This is a genomic window from Streptomyces polyasparticus, from assembly GCF_014493765.1.
Taxonomy (GTDB): Bacteria; Actinomycetota; Actinomycetes; order Streptomycetales; family Streptomycetaceae; genus Streptomyces; species Streptomyces polyasparticus.
This window is the reverse complement of the sequence record NZ_JACTVJ010000001.1, coordinates 444791-463363: the sequence shown is the minus strand read 5'-3', so window position 1 is coordinate 463363 and position 18573 is coordinate 444791. Positions and strand designations below refer to the sequence as shown.

The following is an 18573-nucleotide window of genomic DNA, read 5'->3' as shown; positions in this document are numbered from 1 at the left end:
ACTGCCCCGGCGTCTACCCCGTACTAGCCGGTATACGGCGGAAACCTTCGCACCAGTTCCCGCACTTCTTCGCGTACGGAGCGCCCTTGCGGTTCCTGGGTTCCGCGCAGTGCGGCGCCGAAGAAGCCGGCGATCCGGGCCATCTCCGCCTCGCCCATGCCCTGGGTGGTGACGGCCGCCGTGCCCAGGCGCAGGCCGCGTACCTCGCCGTGAGGCAGCGCACAGGTGTCGAGGACGATGCCCGCGCCGGCGAGCAGCCCGCGGGCCGCTTTGGCGTCCAGGCCGAGCGGGGCCGGGTCGGCGATCACGAGGTGGGTGTCCGTACCGCCGGTGGTGACCGCGAAGCCCTCGGCGGCCAGACACTCGGCGAGCACCCGGGCGTTCGCGACCACCTGATGGGCGTACGCGGTGAACGCCGGTGTTGCCGCCTCGCCGAACGCGACGGCCTTCGCCGCGATGGTGTGCATCTGCGCGCCGCCCTGCGTGAACGGGAACACCGCACGGTCGACGCGCTCGGCCAGCTCCCCGCCGCACAGGAGCATGCCGCCGCGCGGACCGCGCAGGACCTTGTGCGTGGTGGCACAGACGATGTCCGCGTACGGCAGGGGGTTGGGCGCCGCTCCCCCGGCGACGAGCCCGATGGGGTGCGCGGCGTCGGCGATCAGGTACGCGCCCACCTCGTCGGCGATCTCCCGGAAGGCCGCGTAGTCGAGATGGCGGGGGTACGAGATGGATCCGCAGACGATCGCCTTGGGCCGGTGGGTGACGGCGAGTTCACGGACCCGCTCGTAGTCGAGCAGCCCGCTCTCCTCGTCCACGCCGTATCCGACGAAGTCGAACCAGCGGCCGGAGAAGTTCGCCGGCGAACCGTGGGTGAGGTGGCCGCCGTGCGGCAGGCCCATGGCGAGCACCTTGTCGCCGGGGCGGAGGAGCGCGGCATAGGCGGCGAGTACGGCCGAGGAGCCCGAGTGGGCCTGCACGTTCGCGTGCTCGGCGCCGAACAGGGCCTTCGCCCGGTCCACGGCGATCCGCTCGGCGACGTCCACCAGCTCGCAGCCGCCGTGGTGACGGGCGCCTGGGTATCCCTCGGCGTACTTGTTGGCGAGCGGTGAGCCGAGCGCGGTGAGCACGGCGGGCGAGGTGAAGTTCTCGGCGGCGATCAACTGGAGTCCGCCGCTCTGGCGCTCCAGCTCGCCGAGCAGGATCTCGGCGAGTTCGGGGTCCTGCCGTCGCAGGGCGTCGATCCCCGCGAACAATCCGCTGACGCTGGCTGCAGTGGTGACCGACATGTGCGGCTCCGGGGCCCGTGGGGTGTGACGGCCCTTCCAATGTAGGGCCAACCCAGCCCCTACGCCCGCGCCGTCAACCCCGTCAGCGCCGTCACCACAGGCTCAAGCGCCTGATTGATCTCCTCGCCCACCGAGCGGAAGTACGTCAGGGGCGCACCGTACGGGTCGTGCACCTCGTCCGCCTCGATGGACGGCGCCAGAAGCCACCCGCGTAGAGCCGCGGCCGCACGCACGAGCGCGCGGGCACGTTCCACCACGCCCTCGTCCAGTGGGTCGGGAAGGGTCGCCGGATCTATGGCCCGTACGAGACGGGTGAACTCCTTCAGGGTGAAGGTCCGCAGACCGGCCGAGTGCCCCATCGAGATGACCTGCGCACGGTGGTCACGCGTGGCGGTGAGCACCAGGTCGGCCCGGATGACGTGCTCGTCGAGCAGCTCACGGCCGACGAACTCCGAGGCGTCCGCCCCGAACTCGCCGAGCACGGTCGCCGCGTTCGCCTCCATCGGAGCCCCTTCGTGGCCCCAGGTCCCCGCGCTCTCCACGATGAGGCCGCCCGCCGCCTCGGCGCCGAGCCGGTGCGTCAGGGCATGCCGTGTCAGCCGCTCGGTCATCGGCGAGCGGCACACGTTGCCGGTGCTGACGTGGAGGATGCGGAAGGTTTCTGCAGGGTCCGGGAGGCCCTGGCCGGAGAAGCTCTGGCCGGAGAATCCCGTAAAACTCGAAGAAGCCGCTATGCCACGCCCCTGTGGGGCCGTCAATTCGCCACCTCGAGGTCGGGTACCACCTTGCGCAGCTCTTCGGCGCTGAGGGCGCCTGCGCGAAGGAGTACCGGCGTCTTGCCGGTCACGTCCACGATCGAGGACGGCACGATGCCGGGCGTCGGACCGCCGTCCAGGTACACGGAGACCGAGTCGCTGAGCATCTCCTGCGCGGCGTCGCAGTCCTCCGGCGCGGGGTGGCCGCTGAGGTTCGCCGAGGAGACGGCCATCGGGCCGACCTCGGTGAGCAGTTCGATGGCGACCGGGTGCAGCGGCATCCGGATCGCGACGGTGCCCCGGGTGTCCCCGAGGTCCCACTGCAGGGACGGCTGGTGCTTGGCGACCAGGGTCAGGGCGCCGGGCCAGAACGCGTCGACGAGCTCCCAGGCCTGCTCCGAGAAGTCGGTGACCAAGCCGTGCAGGGTGTTCGGGGAGCCGATCAGGACGGGCGTGGGCATGGCGCGGCCACGGCCCTTGGCGGCGAGCAGATCGACGACGGCCTCCGCGCTGAACGCGTCCGCGCCGATCCCGTACACGGTGTCGGTGGGCAGCACGACCAGCTCGCCGCGGCGCACGGCGGACGCGGCCTCGCGCAGGCCGGTGGCGCGGTCGGTCGCGTCGTTGGTGTCGTATCGGCGTGCCATTACTCCCCAGCCCCTTCGTCGTACGTACTCAGCGGAAATGCGAGCGGAAGATCCCGCGCGGGATCCAGCGGAACGGTCATCACGGCATCGCCTTGCGGGCCGTGGCGAAACGTGGCCGGTTGTTGAGGTCGGGGTGGTCGGCGGCGTCCGCCCAGCCCCGCTCCTCGGTGAAGATCCACGGCACCTGGCCGCCCTGGGTGTCGGCGTGCTCGATGACGACGACACCGCCCGGACGCAGGAGCCGGTGCGCGGTGCGCTCGATCCCGCGGATCAGGTCGAGACCGTCCTCGCCGGAGAAGAGCGCGAGCTCGGGATCGTAGTCCCGTGCCTCGGGCGCCACATACTCCCATTCGGTGAGCGGGATGTACGGCGGGTTGGAGATCACCAGATCGACCTGGCCGTCCAGGTCGGGGAAGGCGTCACGGGCGTCGCCCTGGCGCAGGTCCACCCGGGAGCCCTCGACGTTCTTACGGGTCCACACGAGCGCGTCCTCGGACAGCTCGACCGCGTGCACACGCGAGCGCGGCACCTCCTGTGCGAGGGCGAGCGCGATGGCGCCCGACCCGGTGCACAGGTCCACGATCAGCGGCTCGACCACGTCCATGGCGCGTACGGCGTCTATGGCCCAGCCGACCACGGACTCGGTCTCGGGCCGTGGCACGAACACGCCCGGCCCGACCTGCAGTTCGAGATAGCGGAAGAAGGCACGGCCGGTGATGTGCTGCAGCGGTTCGCGGGCCTCGCGACGGGAGATGACCTCCCAGTAGCGCGCGTCGAAGTCGCCGTCCTTGACGTGGTGCAGCTCTCCGCGCTTGACGCCGTGCACGTACGCGGCGAGCTCCTCCGCGTCGAAGCGCGGCGAGGGCACGCCGGCATCGGCAAGTCGCTGGGTGGCCTGGGCCACCTCGGCGAGCAGAAGGTTCACGCGCCGTCCTTCCTGGGATTCACAGCCGTATCGCGAAGGCCGTACCGGGCAACTCGTGTGTTACGAGGCGTCGGCCAGCTTGGCCGCCGCGTCCGCGTCGACACAGGCCTGGATCATCGCGTCGAGGTCTCCGTCGAGCACCTGGTCCAGGTTGTACGCCTTGAAGCCCACCCGGTGGTCCGAGATGCGGTTCTCCGGGAAGTTGTACGTACGGATCTTCTCGGAGCGGTCCACGGTGCGGACCTGGCTGCGGCGGGCGTCCGCCGCCTTGGACTCGGCCTCCTCCTGCGCGGCGGCGAGCAGCCTGGAGCGCAGGATACGCATGGCCTGCTCCTTGTTCTGGAGCTGGCTCTTCTCGTTCTGGCAGGAAGCGACCACACCGGTGGGGACGTGGGTGATGCGGACGGCGGAGTCCGTGGTGTTGACGGACTGGCCGCCGGGGCCCGACGAGCGGTACACGTCGATCCGCAGATCGTTCATGTTGATCTCGACGTCGACCTCCTCGGCCTCCGGCGTGACGAGCACACCGGCCGCGGAGGTGTGGATACGGCCCTGGGACTCGGTCGCGGGCACGCGCTGCACGCGGTGCACCCCGCCCTCGTACTTCAGGCGCGCCCAGACGCCCTGGCCGGGCTCGGTCGCCCCGTTGCCGCCCTTGGTCTTCACGGCGACCTGGACGTCCTTGTAGCCGCCGAGCTCGGACTCCGTGGAGTCGATGATCTCGGTCTTCCAGCCCACACGCTCCGCGTACCGCAGATACATGCGCAGCAGGTCACCGGCGAACAGCGCGGACTCGTCGCCGCCCGCACCCGCCTTGATCTCGAGCAGCACGTCCTTGTCGTCCGACGGGTCGCGCGGGACCAGGAGAAGGCGCAGCTTCTCGGTGGTCTCCTCGCGCTCGCGCGTCAGCTCCTTGACCTCGGCCGCGAAGTCGGGGTCGTCGGCCGCGTATTCCTTCGCGGTCTCGATGTCCTCGCCCAGCTGCTTCCAGGAGCGGTACGTGGCCACGATCGGCGTGAGTTCGGCATAGCGCTTGTTGAGCTTGCGCGCGTTGGCCTGGTCCGCGTGCACCGACGGGTCGGCGAGCTGCTTCTCCAGATCGGCGTGCTCGCCGATGAGGTCCTCGACCGCCTCGAACATCTCCGGGCTCCTGGTTTTCGTAACGAACGAAGGGCTGCTGACGAGAAAAACGCCGGCCCCGGTCACCCCCGCATGAGGAGCGACCGAGGACCGGCGCAGTGGCTCGCTACTTCTTGGCGGAGCCTGCAGCCTTGCCGAAGCGGGCCTCGAAGCGGGCCACACGGCCACCGGTGTCGAGGATCTTCTGCTTGCCCGTGTAGAACGGGTGGCACTCGGAGCAGACCTCGGCGCGGATGTTGCCGCTGGAGATCGTGCTACGGGTGGTGAACGACGCGCCACAGGTGCAGCTGACCTGCGTCTCGACGTACTCGGGGTGGATGTCGCGCTTCAAGGTGTCTCCTAGTTTCGGGAGGGCGCCGGGTCGCAGACGCGGGATGCGGGTGCGTGAACCGGGGCCGACGTACCAGTTTGCCAGGACTGGCCGTATCTCCCAAAACCGGGTCGGGGGGCCAGGTATTCCCGGGGGCGTTTTGGCTGGTCAGGCGCTCTTGACGGCAGCTTCGGCAATACGGGGATCAGTTGCTGTCCACGTAGGAGCCGGCGTCGCCCTTGTCTCCGGCCGAGTCCTTGGTGGCCGCGGCCGGGATGGGCTTGTCGGCCTTCAGCGCGTCCCAGACCATCTGCGACTGCTTCTCGAGCGGCACCACACGGTTGGGGTCGGCCGGGTCGTAGACCACCGGCATCGTGACCATGTGCATGTCCTTGGCATCGATGGACTTCAGCCCGTTGGCGAAGCCGATCAGACGGTTCACCGAGTCGAGGTCGGAGTCGACGGTGGTGGCCTTGGTGGCGGTGTCCGCGAGGTCGTACAGCTTCTTGGGGCTGGAGAACACCCCGACGTCCTTGATCTGGTTGATCAGGGCCTTGATGAAGGCCTGCTGCAGCTGTATTCGGCCCAGGTCCCCGCCGTCGCCGACGGCATGCCGGGTGCGGACCAGGCCGAGCGCCTGCTCGCCGTCGAGCGTGTGCGCGCCGGCGGGAAGGTTCAGATGGCTGTCGGGGTCGGATATCGCCTTGGTGGTGGTGATGTCCACGCCGCCGAGGGTGTCGATCAGCTTCTTGAATCCGGAGAAGTCGACCTCGACGTAATGGTCCATGCGAATTCCCGACATGGACTCGACGGTCTTCACGGCGCAGGCCGGGCCGCCGACCGAATACGACTCGTTGAACATCCTGCGGGGGCCGCCGGGATCGGTGCCGCCGCTGTTCGTCGTGCATTCGGGCCTGGTGACCAGGGTGTCCCTGGGTATGGAGACGATGCTCGCCTTTTTGTGGCCCTCGTACACGTGCAGGATCATCGCCGTGTCCGAACGGGCGCTCTCGCCGTCGCCGCCGCCGTACTTGGAATTGTCACCGGCGCGCGAGTCGGAGCCGAGGACCAGGATGTCCATCGAGCCGTTGTCGACGTCCTCGGGGCGGTCCGTGCCGAGCGCCGCGTTGATGTCGATGCCGTGCAGGTTGCCGTTGAACTTGTAATAGAGGTAGCCGAGCCCCGCACCGCCGAGCACCACGACGCCCGCCGCGGTCCAGGCCGTGATCACCAGGGCCTTGCGGCGGGTGCTGCGGGGCTTGCGCCGACGCCCCTTGGCGCCGCGTCGACCGCTGGGCGGTCCGGCGTTCTCGGGGGTGGTGTCGCTCGCGTCGGGCATGTGCTCCTCAGTCCTCGGTCCGCCATTTGTTGGACGTCGTGTCCTCAAAAAGGGTTGCACAGGGTCATAAGAGGTTCTTAAGAGCGAGCCTTGAACAGGCTGTGCCGCAGCTTCTGGCCGAGTTCCCCGACGGCAGTCCGGAAAACCCGCCCTCACCTGCTATTTCATCCAGTTTGGCACATCTGGCAGAAAGGGCGGGATCGAGGATTTTCTGTGGCGAAGGTCTCGCGGCCGACCGTCCCCTTGCCGGTGCACGGGACCGAAGTCCCACGCCTTAAGACCTTCGCGTACGAGAAAGGCGACGCCCCCGCCACGCAGTGCGTGACGGGGGCGTCGCTCAGAAGCCGGTGGCGGGGGCGCCTCAGTCGTTGCCGTTGCCCATGCCCGGGGTCGTCTTCTGGATCTGGAGCAGGAACTCCGCGTTGGACTTCGTCTGCTTCATCTTGTCCAGGAGCAGCTCGATCGCCTGCTGCTGGTCGAGCGCGTGCAGCACCCGGCGCAGCTTCCAGACGACGCCGAGCTCCTCGCCGCTGAGCAGGATCTCTTCCTTACGGGTGCCGGACGCGTCCACGTCCACCGCCGGGAAGATGCGCTTGTCGGCGAGCTTGCGGTCGAGCTTGAGCTCCATGTTGCCGGTGCCCTTGAACTCCTCGAAGATCACCTCGTCCATGCGGGACCCGGTGTCCACCAGGGCGGTGGCGAGGATGGTCAGCGAGCCGCCGTCCTCGATGTTGCGGGCCGCACCGAAGAAGCGCTTCGGCGGGTACAGGGCGGTCGAGTCGACACCACCGGACAGGATGCGGCCGGAGGCCGGCGCCGCCAGGTTGTACGCACGGCCCAGACGCGTGATCGAGTCGAGCAGCACGACGACGTCGTGGCCCAGCTCCACCAGACGCTTGGCGCGCTCGATGGCGAGCTCGGCGACCGTGGTGTGGTCCTCGGCCGGACGGTCGAAGGTCGAGGAGATGACCTCGCCCTTGACCGAGCGCTGCATGTCGGTGACCTCTTCCGGACGCTCGTCGACCAGGACGACCATCAGGTGGCACTCGGGGTTGTTGTGCGTGATCGCGTTGGCGACCGCCTGCATGATCATGGTCTTGCCGGTCTTCGGCGGGGCCACGATCAGACCGCGCTGGCCCTTACCGATCGGCGACACGAGGTCGATGATGCGGGTGGTCAGGACGCCCGGGTCCGTCTCCAGACGGAGGCGGTCCTGCGGGTACAGCGGGGTCAGCTTGTTGAACTCCGGGCGGCCGCGGCCGGATTCGGGCGCCATGCCGTTCACCGAGTCCAGACGCACCAGGGCGTTGAACTTCTCGCGGCGCTCGCCTTCCTTCGGCTGACGCACGGCGCCGGTGACGTGATCGCCCTTGCGCAGACCGTTCTTACGGACCTGGGCGAGGGAGACGTACACGTCGTTGGGACCGGGGAGGTAGCCCGACGTACGGATGAACGCGTAGTTGTCGAGGATGTCGAGGATGCCCGCGACGGGGATCAGGACGTCGTCCTCGGAGACCTGCGGCTCGTTGCCCATCTCGTCGCGGCCGCGACGGCCACGGCGGTCGCGGTAGCGTCCGCGGCGGCCACGGCGCCCGCCCTCGAAGTCGTCGTCGTCCTGCGGGCCGTTGTTGCGGTCCTGACGGTCGCCGCCGCGGTCCTGACGGTCACCGCGGTCCTGACGGTCGCCGCGCTCCTGGCGGCCGCCGCCCTGCTGCTGACGCTGGCCCTGCTTGCCGCCCTGCTCGTCGCGGCCACGGTCACGGCCGCGGTCACGGCGGTTGCCGCGCTCGCGACGGCCCTCGGCATTGTCCTCGCCCTTGGCCTCGGACTTCTCGCCGCCCTGCTCGGACTTCGGCTCGGCCTTGGTCTCGCCCTTGGCCTCGGCGGTCACGGTCTCGGGGCTGCCGGCGTCGGCGGTGGCGCGACGGCGACGGCGCTCGACGGGAGCGTCGTCGGAGGCGGGCTGGCCCGGGATCTCGATCTGCTGGGGAGCGGAGGCCTCGACGGCCTTCTCCTCTGCGGCCGGCTTGTCGGCGGCCGCTTCCGTGCGGGCCTTGGAGGTCGCCCGGCGCTTCGGCTTGGACTCGGTGCCTGTGTCCGACGCCTTCGCCGGGGCGGAGCCGCCTGCCTGAGCTTCCTTGATGACCTCGATCAGCTGGCTCTTGCGCATCCGCGCCGTGCCCCTGATCCCGAGGCCGGATGCGACCTGCTGCAGTTCGGCCAGCACCATGCCCTCGAGGCCGGTGCCGCGGCGCCGCCGCGTGGTGGGCGCGGCAGAGGCGTCCGTGGCGGGCGCGGCGCTGTCAGTCACGCCCATCAGATCGGTGGTGTCGCTCACGAAGGGTCCTTCCCTGGAGCGGACGTCGGCCTTCTGGCTCGGCGACCGGTTGTGCTGTCCGGCGGTGGTCCGTAAGGAGCGGACCTGCCGGGGCGGTGGTACCGCCTCAAGCGGCGGAAGAGTCTGTGGTGACGGCGATTCCCGAAGCTGTGCCACCCATACGTGCTGTGTCACTGGGCTGGGTCACGCCGGTTCCGGAGCGTGCTCGCCAAAGGTCAGTGCAGTGCACAGATCAGTTGGGGAAGCTCCCGGAAGAAGGGTTGTCCCGAGACGGGACAGGAAGCACCACGCCATTCGTACGTCGGGTGCAGACTTGAGGTTAACACTACCGGATCCAACAAACATTCCCCCTCTCCTGCTCCGGCATACGTGTGTCAGGACGCAAGCGGCAACACGCTCGCTCCGCCGGAATCAAGGGCCAGACGGTTGGCCGCCCACCCCTCGCCGGCGACCTGGGCGACCTTGTCGGCCGTCGCTTCATCGACCAGCGCGAGCACCGTGGGGCCCGCGCCGGAGATCACTGCGGGCACGCCGTCGGCGCGCAGCCGCTCGACCAGGGCGGCGCTCTCCGGCATGGCCGGGGCGCGGTACTCCTGGTGCAGGCGGTCCTCGGTGGCGGGCAGCAGCAGCTCGGGGCGCCTGGTCAGGGCCTCGACGAGCAGGGCTGCCCGGCCCGCGTTCGCGGCGGCGTCGACATGCGGGACGCTGCGCGGCAGCAGGCCGCGGGCCGTTGCGGTGAGGACGGGCTTGCCGGGCACGAAGACCACCGGAACGACGGAATCGGCGATGTCCATCCTGATCGCGCGGGCCGCACCCGCGTCCATCCACGCGAGCGTGAATCCGCCGAGCAGGCAGGGCGCGACATTGTCGGGGTGGCCCTCGATCTCGGTGGCGAGCTCGAGCAGCGCGGTGTCGTCGAGCTTGGCGTCGCCGCCTATGGTCACGGCGCGGGCGGCCATGATGCCGGCGCAGATGGCGGCCGACGAGGAGCCGAGGCCGCGGCCGTGCGGAATGCGGTTGGCGCAGACGACCTCGAGGCCGCGCGGCTGCCCGCCGAGCAGATCGAACGCGGTACGCAGCGCACGTACGAGCAGATGCGACTCGTCGCGCGGCAGGGTCTCGGCGCCTTCGCCGGCGATGTCGACATGCAGCCCGGAGTCGGCCACGCGCACGACGACGTCGTCGTAGAGCCCCAGCGCAAGGCCCATGGCGTCGAAGCCCGGGCCGAGGTTTGCGCTGGTGGCGGGGACGCGCACCCTTACGGCGGCGGCGCGGAAGGCGGGACCGGCCATCGCTCGCTGACTCTCCTTGCTTGTGCTGCGGGATTGTTCACGGTGGAGCTGGGGTTCGCCGGGACTCCTCCGGCTGTACGAGCTGTACGAGAGCTGCGTACGAGCGGGAGAGGAACCGGCACCCGGAGGCCGACGAAAGACGGCGGCGGCCGCATGGAGTGGCATATGCGGCGGGCGGGTTTGGTACAGCCTATCGAAGGAAGGTTCTGTGGCGACATAGGGCGCACAGGAGGCGCACGATGCGTGTCGCAAGCCCCTTGTGCACCCCCTGCGCGGACTTGGGGCGTATTGCCCCAGGTCCTCAAGTGCTAGGCGAGGCCCAGCCGTTCGGCCGCGGCGGCGGCGTCGATCGGTACGGTGACCGGCTGCGGGGCGCCGGCCACGGCCCAGTCCGGGTCCTTGAGGCCGTTGCCCGTGACGGTGCAGACGACACGCTGCCCCTTGGCCAGCTTCCCGTCCTCGGCGGCCGCGAGCAGACCGGCCACGGAAGCGGCCGAGGCGGGCTCCACGAAGACACCCTCGCGGGAGGCCAACAGCTTGTAGGCGCGCAGGATTTGACGGTCGGTCACATCGCTGATGAGGCCGCCCGACTCGTCACGCGCGGCCTCCGCGTAACTCCAGGAGGCCGGGTTGCCGATACGGATCGCGGTCGCGATCGTCGACGGGTCCTTGACGACCTCGCCGCGCACGATCGGGTTGGCGCCGGAGGCCTGGAAGCCCCACATGACGGGCGTGTGGGTGGCGATGCCGTCGGCCGCGTACTCCTTGTAGCCCTTCCAGTAGGCGGTGATGTTGCCCGCGTTGCCGACCGGAAGGACGTGGATGTCGGGGGCGTCGCCGAGGCGGTCCACGATCTCGAACGCGGCGGTCTTCTGGCCCTCGATACGCACCGGGTTGACCGAATTGACCAGCGCCACCGGGTAGTTCTCGGACAAGTTTCGCGCCAATACGAGGCAGTCGTCGAAGTTGCCGTCGACCTGCAGGATCTTCGCGCCGTGCACGAGGGCCTGGCCCATCTTGCCGAGCGCGATCTTGCCCTGCGGCACGAGGACGGCGCTGACCATGCCGGCCTTGCCGCCGTACGCGGCGGCGGAGGCCGAGGTGTTGCCGGTGGAGGCGCAGATGACGGCCTTGGCGCCCTCCTCCTTGGCCTTGGAGATGGCCATGGTCATCCCGCGGTCCTTGAAGGAACCGGTCGGGTTGGCGCCTTCGACCTTGAGGTGGACCTCGCAGCCGGTGAGCTCGGAGAGCACCTCCGCGTGGACGAGCGGAGTGCCGCCCTCGCCGAGCGTGACCACGGGCGTCGCCTCGCTGACGGGAAGGCGGTCGCGGTACTCCTCGATGATCCCGCGCCACTGGTGGGCGCCGGTTCGGGTGGCGGTCATGTCCTGTTACTCCCCTTCGACACGCATGATGCTGGCGACACCCCGCACGGTGTCGAGCTTGCGCAGCCGGTCCACGACCCCGTTCAGGGCCGCGTCGGTGGCGCGGTGGGTGACGACGACGAGGCTGGCCTCGCCGTCCTTGCCCGACTGACGGACCGTATCGATCGATACGCCGTGCTCGGCGAAGACCGTCGCGACCTGGGCGAGCACGCCCGGCTTGTCGGCCACGTCGAGGCTGATGTGGTACCGCGTGAAGACCTCGCCCATCGGGCTCACCGGGAGGCGGGTGTACGCGGATTCGCCGGGTCCGTTCGACCCGGCGAGCTTGTTGCGGCACACGGCCACGAGGTCGCCCAGGACCGCGGACGCGGTCGGGGCGCCGCCCGCGCCGGGCCCGTAGAACATCAGCTGTCCGGCGGCCTCTGCCTCGACGAAGACCGCGTTGTACGCCTCGCGCACGGAGGCGAGCGGGTGGCTGAGCGGGATCATCGCCGGGTGCACGCGGGCGGTGACGGACTCGCCGTCGGCGGCGCGCTCGCAGATCGCGAGCAGCTTGATGGTGCAGCCCATCTGGCGCGCCGAGGCGAAGTCTGCGGCGGTCACCTCGGTCATGCCCTCGCGGTACACGTCGTCGAGGCGTACGCGGGTGTGGAAGGCGATACCGGCGAGGATGGCGGCCTTGGCGGCGGCGTCGAAGCCCTCGACGTCGGCGGTCGGGTCGGCCTCGGCGTAGCCCAGGGCGGTGGCCTCGTCGAGGGCCTCCTGGTAGCCGGCGCCGGACGAGTCCATCTTGTCGAGGATGAAGTTCGTGGTGCCGTTGACGATGCCGAGGACGCGGTTGACCTTGTCGCCCGCGAGGGACTCGCGCAGCGGGCGGATCAGCGGGATCGCACCGGCCACGGCGGCCTCGTAGTACAGGTCCTCGCCGTGGTCCTCGGCGGCCTTGTGCAGGGCCGCACCGTCCTGGGCGAGCAGCGCCTTGTTCGCGGAGACCACCGACGCGCCGTGCTCGAACGCGGTGGTGATCAGGGTGCGGGCGGGCTCGATGCCGCCGATGACCTCGACGATCACGTCGATGTCGCCCCGTTTGACCAGGGCGGTGGCATCCGTGGTGATCAGCTCGGGGTCGATGCCGGCGCGCACCTTGGACGGGCGGCGCACGGCCACGCCCGCGAGTTCGACGGGCGCACCGATCCTGGCTGTGAGGTCGTCAGCGTGCGTCGTCATGATGCGGGCCACCTCAGAGCCGACGACTCCACAGCCCAGCAGCGCCACCTTCAGCGGACGCGTACGCATCATCCGACCTCGATTCCTTCAAACTTCTGCGGTTGGTTCAGTCTCACGCACCGGACCGGGGTTTCCGCCCCTGGTCCGGATAATGAGACGTCGATTTCATTTCAATGGGACCCGCGGACCGGAAATCCGGCGTCCGCGGCCCCCGTGGTGCCGTCCGTCTTACGTCGGACGCAGGACGGACGCACCTCGGGCTCCGTCAGCCGACGTCCAGGGCGAGCAGGTCCTCCTCCGTCTCGCGGCGGATGATCACCCGCGCCTCGCCGTCGTTCACCGCCACGACCGGCGGCCGCAGCGCATGGTTGTAGTTGCTCGCCATCGAGCGGCAGTACGCGCCCGTCGCCGGCACCGCGATCAGGTCGCCCGGAGCCAGGTCGGCCGGCAGGAACGCGTCCTTGACCACGATGTCGCCGCTCTCGCAGTGCTTGCCGACCACGCGCGAGAGCATCGGCTCGGCGGTGGAGCTGCGCGAGACGAGGGCGACGCTGTACTCGGCGTCGTACAGGGCGGTGCGGATGTTGTCCGACATGCCGCCGTCGACGCTCACGTACGTCCGCAGGCCCTCCAGGTGCTTGACGGTGCCGACGCGGTAGAGCGTGAAGGCCGTCGGGCCGACGATGGCGCGGCCCGGCTCGACGGAGATACGGGGGCTGCGCAGCCGCGCGGACTCGCACTCGCGCGTGACGATCTCGCTGAGCGCCTTGGCGATCTCGTGCGGCTCGCGCGGGTCGTCCTCGCTGGTGTACGCGATGCCGAGGCCGCCGCCGAGGTCGATCTCGGGGAGCTCGACGCCGTGCTCGTCGCGGATCGCGGCGAGCAGCTGGACCACGCGGCGGGCCGATACCTCGAAGCCGGCCATGTCGAAGATCTGCGAGCCGATGTGGCTGTGGATGCCGAGGAGTTCGAGCCCGTCGAGCTTCAGCGCGCGCCGTACGGCCTCCGCCGCCTGGCCGCCGGCCAGGGCGATGCCGAACTTCTGGTCCTCGTGCGCGGTCGCGATGAACTCGTGGGTGTGGGCCTCGACGCCGACCGTGACGCGGATGAGGACGGGCTGCACCTTCCCCAGGCGCTGGGCGATGTGCGCGACGCGCACGATCTCCTGGAAGGAGTCGAGGACGATCCGGCCGACGCCCGCCTCGACGGCGCGCTCGATCTCCGCCTCCGACTTGTTGTTGCCGTGGAAGGCGATGCGCTCGGCGGGCATGCCCGCGCTCAGGGCGGTGGCGAGTTCGCCGCCGGAGCAGACGTCGAGGTTGAGGCCCTCCTCGTACAGCCACTTGACGACGGCGCGCGAGAGGAAGGCCTTGCCGGCGTAGAAGACATCGGCCTCGGTGCCGAAGGCCTCGCGCCAGGCGCGGCAGCGGGCGCGGAAGTCGGCCTCGTCCATGAAGTACGCGGGGGTGCCGAACTCCTCGGCCAGGCGCGCCACTTCGATGCCGCCGACGGTCAGGGCGCCCTGCGCGTCGCGCGTGACCGTACGGGACCAGACCTTGGGGTCGAGGACGTTGAGGTCGGCGGGCGGCGCGGTGTAGTGGCCCTCGGGCAGGACGTCGGCGTGGCGGGGCCCGGCGGGGTGGGCGGAACGGCTCATCTCTTCTGTGTCTCTCTCAGATCTCAGAGGTGTTCGGGGGCGTCGATGCCGAGCAGGGACAGGCCACCGGCGAGCACCGTCCCGGCGGCTTCGGCGAGCGCGAGCCGGGCGCGGTGGGCGGCCTCGGGTTTCTCGTCGCCTCGGGGCAGGACGGCGTACTGGAAGTCGAGGACCGCGTCGGCGATCACGATCAGGTGGCGGGCGAGGCGGTCGGGGGCGTGCTGCTCTGCGGACTGCGCGAGGATCCGGGGGTGGTCGGAGAGGGCGGCCTGCAGGGTTGTGGCTTGGTGTGCGGCTTCTTGTGCGGCTTGTTGTGCGACTTCGTGTGCGGCTTCCCGCGCGGCTTCTTGTGGAGCTTCCTGTACGGGGCCGGGGTCGGCGGTGAAGCCCAGGTCGGCGGCGTTGCGGGTGAGCGCGCGGGTGCGGGCGTGGGCGTAGCGGACCCGGAAGAGGGGGTTGTCCTCGTGCTGCACCAGGAGGTCCGCCGTCATACGGGGACGGTCGTGGGCGGCGGCGTGCAGCAGGGCCCAGCGGGTGGCGTCGGGGCCGAGCTCGCTCGTGGGGCGCGGCGCGGGCACGGGTTGCGTGAGCGCCAGGCCGGGGGCGGGCGGGGTGCCGTGGGCGTCGACACGGATGCCGAGCGCGGCCCATTCGGCGGGGGGCGCCTGCTCGCACGTGGTGCGGACGAGGGCGCCCTGGGAGCGCAGGATCCGCCGCAGCGCATCGCACCAGACGGCGGCGCGCAGCTCGGCGCGGAAGTGCAGCTGGACGATCTGTCCGGTGGGTCCGGGGGCGTGACCATAGCGGTCGCCCGCGGCGCGGATCTCCCGTACGACGGACTGGTCCCGGTCGCCGGCGAGCGTGATGTTCAGGAATCCGGGGCCGGTGATCTCGACCTCGGTGATCCCCGGTTCGCGGGTGAGCTCATCGGCGAGCAGCCGGGCGATCTCGCGCGGCGGCCGCTTGGCGGCGCCGGCCAGCTGCAGGGCGGCGTTGGTCGCGTAGTCCCCGCGCCCGCCGGGCCGCGGCCGCTCCACCACGATCCGCTCGGGCACGGCCACGTGCAGCTCCCCCTGCTCCACGGCGTGCCGCACCGCGCGCAGCACGGTGCGGGAGAGATCGGCGGGGGTCACGGGACAAGCGTAGGGGAGGTGGGGGGTGGGTAGGCGAGTCGGTTTCGTCTGGCGGACAGGGGGCGGGGTGGTCGGGTCCGGTGGCCGGGCGGTCGGGTCCGGTGGGCGGGTGCGGCACTCGGGGCTGGGCGTGACGGCGGAGGCCGTCTGTGCGCTGGGCAGAGGGAAGTCGTCGGCGCGTCGAACGGAGCGCGTGCTGCCGCCCTCCGTGTCGGTCCGCCCGATCACCCTCCGTATCCCAGCAAAGGCCTCGCATGTCCGCACCCTTCGCCCCCTCGGAACCCGTCCGTCCCTCCGCCGAGGCCATCCTCGCCTCGGTCCCGGAGCTCGCCCCGTACGCACGCGAGGCCACGGTCCTCGAGCCCCGGCGGGGGAATCCCGGGCCCAGGGACAGCTCGGTCGGCGGGCCCATGCTGTGGCCGGCGGACGAGCCGTGGCCCGTGTGCACGATCCCCGACGAACTGGAGCCCTCGGGACTGCCGCCGGTGGCGATGGTGCCGGTGGCCCAGATCTTCGCGAAGGACGCACCGGGCCCGTGGTGGTCCGACGGCGCCGAGCTGCTCCAGGTCCTGTGGTGCCCGAACGCCCACCGGGACCCGCCGGAGGACCAGGCCGACGGCAGCCCGGTCGTCACCCTGCGCCGGCGGCGCCTGGACGAGCTGACCGACGCGCGTGTGGTGGAGCCCGCGGTCCCCGTACGGCATGAGGAGTACGGGTTCCTGCCGGAGCCCTGCGCCCTTCGGGCGGGACAGCCGATCATGGACTTCCCGTTCCGGGAGGTACTCCCGGCCGAACTCCAGCCGAAACTGGAGGAGTTGGTGGAGGCGACCGGTCACGGCAAGGGCGATGTGATCACCCGGGTCGCCGGCTGGAAGCTGGGCGGATGGCCGACGCGGCACCTCACGGCCCCGATGGACTTCGCGTGCACGGAGTGCGGCACCACGCTCACGCTCCTGTTCACGGCGGCCAGCGACGATCTGACGACGGCGGTGGTCGTGGGGCGCTTCGGCGACCTGCGCGTCTTCACGTGCCCGGCGGATGCGGGGCATCCGTTCGTGGTGGATGTGCACTGAGGGAGTGGGCGGCCCGGGGCAGCCCGGGTCGGGGTCCCAGAAACCGTGGCGGACCTCAGAAGTCCTCGTCGTCGTCCTCGAAGCGCCAGCGGAGGCTGACGCGGGCAGTGGGCACGACCGCGCTGACGGCTTCCTGGGCCCCCTGCTCGATCCTGTCGGACCAGGCGCCGAAGCGCGTCACGATCACGGGGTACTCGGTCCATGCGGAGACCTCTCCCTTCCCCTCGTCCTGGCCCACCACGACATCGCGATCGAGGTCGTTGAGGGCGAAGAACTCGGTCAGCGCCACAGCGGTACGCGCGGTCTCATCGCCCGGCTGCAGGCCGGATACGTCGAGCTCGAGGCCTACGGATATCGACATGCGCACACGGTACCCACGTACCTGACAGACGCGTTGAGCCGCTGCGTCGCTCAGGCCTTCAGCCGCGCCGGCGTCACCGTGCGCAGGAACGGCACGACCGTCAGGGCCGTGGCGAGGGCGAAGACCGCGAACGCCGCGCGCAGGCCCGCCAGTTCACCGATGAGGCCCATCAGTGCCGCGCCGAGCGGCATCGCACCCCAGGTGAAGAGGCGGGATGCCGCGCCGAACCGGCCGAGCATCTCGTCCGGCACCAGACGGTGGGTGATGGTGCGGGAGTTGACCGTCCACAGCGTCCCGCCCATACCGCCGAGGAACGCCCCGGCCGCCACGGCCCACACCTGCGTGGTGAGGGCCGGCAGGGCCGCCATCGCCGCGGTGCCGACGAGATCGGCGAACATCGCCCAGCGCACGCCGAGCAGCCGGTTGACGGTGGTGACGGCGAGCGCGCCGACGAGTCCGCCGACGCCAAGCGCGCTGAGCACGACGCCGTACTGACTGGACGTCAGCCCCATCTCGGTCCTCGCGTAGAGCGGGATCAGCGCGAGCCAGCCGCCCCAGACACCGCAGAGCACGGTCAGGATGAGCGCGAGCGTCCGCATGAGGCGGTGGCGCCACAGGTAACGAACGCCCTCCGCGATCTGCGCGTTGACGGAGGTGGGGGCGGCGGTGATGTCGCGCTCGGCCCGGAAACGTCCGGCGAGCAGGAGCAGGACGAGAGCGGACGCGGCGTACGCGATCCAGGTCGCCCCGAGGGCCAGACCGGCGCCGGCCGCGAAGAGCAGTCCGCCGACGAAGGGGCCCGCGAACTCCTGGCACACGGTCTCGGCGCCGGAGACCCAGGCGTTGGCCCGCTCGCGCCCTTCGGGGCCGACGGCGGCCGGAACGATGGCGGAGCCGGCCGTACCGGCGATGACGTCGGCCACGCCGAGCACCGCGCCGGCGGCGAAGAGCGCGGCAAGCGCGAGGCCGTCGGTGGCGGCCGCGACCGTGAGCCAGCCCATGGCGGCGAGCCGCATGGCATTCGCCGCCCACAGCAGCCGGCGGCGGTCGAAGCGGTCGACGAGGACGCCCACATGCAGGGCGATGAGCAGCCAGGGCGCGGTGAGCGTCAGCGAGACCGCCGTGACCTGCACGGGCGACTGGGTGAGCTGGGCGGCGAGCAGCGGCAGGGCCATCTTCATGACGCCGTCGGCGAGGTTGGTGGCGGCGGTGAAGCCGACGAGTACGGCGATGTTGCGGTGGGTTGCTTGTTGGGTGGGCCCGTTGGGCCCGTTGGGCTCGTTGGGCCCGTTGGGCTCGTTGGGCTGGTGGGGCTGGTGGGGCTGGTGGGGCTTGCTGAGGGTGCTCGGGGTGCCGGAGTTGCTGGGGTTCCGCGGGTCCCTGGGGTTGCCGGGCTCGCTGGACCGCTCGGCCGCTGAGTCGATCGGGTGCTGCTGTTCGAGCGCCTCGGTCGTCATTCCCCGTCCCCCTGACTCTTGGTGTCCGCTTGGCCGGCTTGTTCTTTGCGGTCGGCTTGGCCGCCTTGGTCTTTGTGGCCGGCTTGGTCGCCCTGGTCGCTGTGGCCGGCTTGGCCGCTGTGGCCGCGATCCCACTAACCGTCTATCGCGTTTGGTGGTGATGCAAGCCTGACAGAACCCTTGCGGCTCTGCAACCGGTAAAACGGATAGCCGGTAAGATGGGCGTAGAGCGGGGGAACGTCGAA

At 70.5% G+C, this 18573-nt stretch carries 16 protein-coding genes; 1 reads left to right on the top strand and 15 read right to left on the bottom strand.

Annotation, left to right across the window (positions count from 1 at the left end):
- Window positions 1-23 precede the first annotated feature (23 nt).
- From glyA to nrtL, 13 genes are all read right to left on the bottom strand, one after another.
- Entirely contained in the window at window positions 24-1289 is a 1266-nt protein-coding gene (gene glyA, locus H9Y04_RS02015) for a serine hydroxymethyltransferase (RefSeq protein WP_187811824.1), read from the bottom strand.
- 59 nt (window positions 1290-1348) lie between these two features.
- Window positions 1349-2047: an arsenate reductase/protein-tyrosine-phosphatase family protein gene (locus H9Y04_RS02010; RefSeq protein ID WP_187811823.1), complete on the bottom strand. Its 699-nt coding sequence runs from the start codon at window positions 2045-2047 to the stop codon at window positions 1349-1351.
- Complete coding sequence (locus H9Y04_RS02005; protein ID WP_187811822.1) at window positions 2044-2691, bottom strand: L-threonylcarbamoyladenylate synthase; 648 nt, start codon at window positions 2689-2691, stop codon at window positions 2044-2046. The genes H9Y04_RS02010 and H9Y04_RS02005 overlap by 4 nt, the downstream gene beginning before the upstream one ends.
- A 79-nt stretch (window positions 2692-2770) precedes the next feature.
- A complete protein-coding gene (prmC, locus tag H9Y04_RS02000; protein ID WP_187811821.1) occupies window positions 2771-3616 on the bottom strand; it encodes a peptide chain release factor N(5)-glutamine methyltransferase in 846 nt (281 codons plus the stop codon).
- A gap of 60 nt (window positions 3617-3676) precedes the next feature.
- Window positions 3677-4756, bottom strand: a complete 1080-nt coding sequence (prfA, locus tag H9Y04_RS01995; RefSeq protein WP_187811820.1) for a peptide chain release factor 1 — start codon at window positions 4754-4756, stop codon at window positions 3677-3679.
- Window positions 4757-4862: 106 nt separating this feature from the next.
- Window positions 4863-5087 carry a 50S ribosomal protein L31 gene (gene rpmE, locus H9Y04_RS01990; RefSeq protein ID WP_187811819.1) on the bottom strand — a complete coding sequence of 75 codons (225 nt, stop codon included), beginning with the start codon at window positions 5085-5087 and terminating at the stop codon, window positions 4863-4865.
- Window positions 5088-5271: 184 nt separating this feature from the next.
- Window positions 5272-6405: an LCP family protein gene (locus H9Y04_RS01985; protein WP_187811818.1), complete on the bottom strand. Its 1134-nt coding sequence runs from the start codon at window positions 6403-6405 to the stop codon at window positions 5272-5274.
- 361 nt (window positions 6406-6766) lie between these two features.
- A complete protein-coding gene (rho, locus tag H9Y04_RS01980) occupies window positions 6767-8743 on the bottom strand; it encodes a transcription termination factor Rho (RefSeq protein WP_187811817.1) in 1977 nt (658 codons plus the stop codon).
- 374 nt (window positions 8744-9117) lie between these two features.
- Window positions 9118-10035 (bottom strand): homoserine kinase, encoded by a 918-nt coding sequence (gene thrB / locus H9Y04_RS01975; protein ID WP_187811816.1) that lies wholly within the window; start codon window positions 10033-10035, stop codon window positions 9118-9120.
- A gap of 308 nt (window positions 10036-10343) precedes the next feature.
- On the bottom strand, window positions 10344-11420 hold the full coding sequence (gene thrC, locus H9Y04_RS01970; protein ID WP_187811815.1) for a threonine synthase: 1077 nt from the start codon (window positions 11418-11420) through the stop codon (window positions 10344-10346).
- A 6-nt stretch (window positions 11421-11426) separates the two neighbouring features.
- Window positions 11427-12716: a homoserine dehydrogenase gene (locus H9Y04_RS01965; RefSeq protein ID WP_187811896.1), complete on the bottom strand. Its 1290-nt coding sequence runs from the start codon at window positions 12714-12716 to the stop codon at window positions 11427-11429.
- A 196-nt stretch (window positions 12717-12912) separates the two neighbouring features.
- Window positions 12913-14304, bottom strand: a complete 1392-nt coding sequence (gene lysA, locus H9Y04_RS01960) for a diaminopimelate decarboxylase (protein WP_187811814.1) — start codon at window positions 14302-14304, stop codon at window positions 12913-12915.
- 23 nt (window positions 14305-14327) lie between these two features.
- On the bottom strand, window positions 14328-15437 hold the full coding sequence (nrtL, locus tag H9Y04_RS01955; protein WP_187811813.1) for an ArgS-related anticodon-binding protein NrtL: 1110 nt from the start codon (window positions 15435-15437) through the stop codon (window positions 14328-14330).
- A gap of 254 nt (window positions 15438-15691) precedes the next feature.
- On the opposite strand from nrtL, the gene H9Y04_RS01950 reads away from it, so the two are divergent.
- Window positions 15692-16510 carry a hypothetical protein gene (locus tag H9Y04_RS01950; RefSeq protein WP_236070498.1) on the top strand — a complete coding sequence of 273 codons (819 nt, stop codon included), beginning with the start codon at window positions 15692-15694 and terminating at the stop codon, window positions 16508-16510.
- 55 nt (window positions 16511-16565) lie between these two features.
- Here the strand turns inward: H9Y04_RS01950 and H9Y04_RS01945 are convergent, their stop codons facing one another.
- Window positions 16566-16871 (bottom strand): hypothetical protein, encoded by a 306-nt coding sequence (locus H9Y04_RS01945; RefSeq protein ID WP_187811812.1) that lies wholly within the window; start codon window positions 16869-16871, stop codon window positions 16566-16568.
- 50 nt (window positions 16872-16921) lie between these two features.
- Complete coding sequence (locus H9Y04_RS01940; RefSeq protein WP_187811811.1) at window positions 16922-18328, bottom strand: MFS transporter; 1407 nt, start codon at window positions 18326-18328, stop codon at window positions 16922-16924.
- Window positions 18329-18573: the final 245 nt, after the last annotated feature.

Coding starts and splice junctions, on each gene's coding strand:
- H9Y04_RS01950 (WP_236070498.1), top strand. CDS start 15,692: ATGTCCGCACCCTTCGCCCCCTCGGAACCCGTCCGTCCCTCCGCCGAG.
- lysA (WP_187811814.1), bottom strand. CDS start 14,304: ATGAGCCGTTCCGCCCACCCCGCCGGGCCCCGCCACGCCGACGTCCTG.
- thrC (WP_187811815.1), bottom strand. CDS start 11,420: ATGACCGCCACCCGAACCGGCGCCCACCAGTGGCGCGGGATCATCGAG.
- prfA (WP_187811820.1), bottom strand. CDS start 4,756: ATGTTCGAGGCGGTCGAGGACCTCATCGGCGAGCACGCCGATCTGGAG.
- H9Y04_RS02005 (WP_187811822.1), bottom strand. CDS start 2,691: ATGGCACGCCGATACGACACCAACGACGCGACCGACCGCGCCACCGGC.
- thrB (WP_187811816.1), bottom strand. CDS start 10,035: ATGGCCGGTCCCGCCTTCCGCGCCGCCGCCGTAAGGGTGCGCGTCCCC.
- H9Y04_RS01945 (WP_187811812.1), bottom strand. CDS start 16,871: ATGTCGATATCCGTAGGCCTCGAGCTCGACGTATCCGGCCTGCAGCCG.
- H9Y04_RS01965 (WP_187811896.1), bottom strand. CDS start 12,716: ATGCGTACGCGTCCGCTGAAGGTGGCGCTGCTGGGCTGTGGAGTCGTC.
- H9Y04_RS01940 (WP_187811811.1), bottom strand. CDS start 18,328: ATGACGACCGAGGCGCTCGAACAGCAGCACCCGATCGACTCAGCGGCC.
- glyA (WP_187811824.1), bottom strand. CDS start 1,289: ATGTCGGTCACCACTGCAGCCAGCGTCAGCGGATTGTTCGCGGGGATC.
- H9Y04_RS01985 (WP_187811818.1), bottom strand. CDS start 6,405: ATGCCCGACGCGAGCGACACCACCCCCGAGAACGCCGGACCGCCCAGC.